Source organism: Paenibacillus sp. OT2-17, from assembly GCF_009827695.1.
GTDB classification, from domain to species: Bacteria; Bacillota; Bacilli; order Paenibacillales; family Paenibacillaceae; genus Paenibacillus; species Paenibacillus polymyxa_B.
In genome coordinates this window covers 1-1265 of the sequence record NZ_WUDQ01000811.1, presented here as the reverse complement: position 1 = coordinate 1265, position 1265 = coordinate 1, and the positions used below count along the sequence as shown (strand labels likewise).

Below are 1265 nucleotides of genomic sequence, written 5' to 3'. Positions count from 1 at the left end.
CCGTTTCTGACACGCGGGAATCGGTTGGAGGCATTCGGAACAATGGCGATATATCTGCACAGTTGTCCGTGCTTATCCACGTCTGCCGCAAGCACTGAAGGAACATCGCTGATTGGGTGAGCAATGTCCGTCAAGCGGGAGAACCAGCGATAACCTCTACTATCCGACATGTCGGCCGCACCCTCTTTTGCCAGCGGGACAGGCTGCTGCACAGGCTGTATCTGCGTGTAAAATTCGCGATAGCGCTCAGGTGTCCAAGCTTCTGTAGGATCAAGAGTGTTTAACAGGGTCAGATAGAAATCGATTTGCTCTGTTTTAGCAGGCTTCGCCGGTGCCTTGAGCGCAGTATCAATCGCTTCGACAACTGCATCCGTCGTGTCTTCCACCATTTCGTCAATCAATCCGGTTTGGAAGCGCTGGTTGGCTCCGATTGTGTTCCAAATTAAAGCTTTGTCGCTTGCATCGAACTCCATAACCCCTGCTTCCTGCTCTATGACCTCCGGCCCGTTCAGACCGAGGCGCGCTTTCTTCGTAGCAATCAGAGTGGTAAACAATTCTGCTGTAATGGACATTCCCCCAAATGCCCCTACGCGGCCCGGGATCAATCCGATAACAGAAACGTATTTACGCAGGGCAACGATCTGGGTGGCAACCTCCGAAATCGACAACAACCCATAGTTCGCTTCCTGTAGCCGAACCCCTCCTGTATCGAAGATCATGACGGGATATAGTTTGTTCCCTCTCTTATTCTCTTCCAGTGCCAGTTCGAGCGCTCCGGAAATTTTGGCCCCGCTGACTTCTCCAATCCCCCCTCCTTGACAAGCGCCTTCCATCGAAATGATCAAGACCTTCTGTTTGTGTATTTCGCCAAGAGCCAGAATGATCCCGTCATCGCTCTGAGGAACAATGCCTTGCGGCTCTAGGTGAGGGGATTGGATTTTGTCCAACGGCCCAAGTATCTCACGGAAAGTCCCTTTGTCCAGCAGCGCTTTGGCTCTCTCGCGTCCATTCAGCTCCACAAAACTATTCTGCATAATCCAGCACCTCCAGCACTTGCGTAAATCTAAGCATTACTACACCCGGAGTAGCTCCGAAGTCATGAACTGTAATATTAGCAGTAATTGAATAACGGTTAAAAAAACGGGTCAGAACATTCTCCCATACTTGTCCAAATCCTTCACTGCCTGTTAAAATGCTGACGTTGGTGGTCTGGCCTTTTACAGGCTCTACAATAATCTCCAAATCTCCCGAACCGACAACACCTA

At 50.4% G+C, this 1265-nt stretch carries 2 protein-coding genes; both read right to left on the bottom strand.

Annotated features, from left to right (window positions below; translation table 11 throughout):
- Window positions 1-1034 (bottom strand): biotin-independent malonate decarboxylase subunit beta (mdcD, locus tag GRP75_RS27300; RefSeq protein WP_160790932.1); only part of this gene is annotated, 1034 nt, incomplete at its 3' end.
- Window positions 1024-1265, bottom strand: a 242-nt coding sequence (gene mdcC, locus GRP75_RS27295; RefSeq protein ID WP_160790931.1) for a malonate decarboxylase acyl carrier protein, incomplete at its 5' end; no start/stop codon positions are given. The genes mdcC and mdcD, both read right to left, overlap by 11 nt.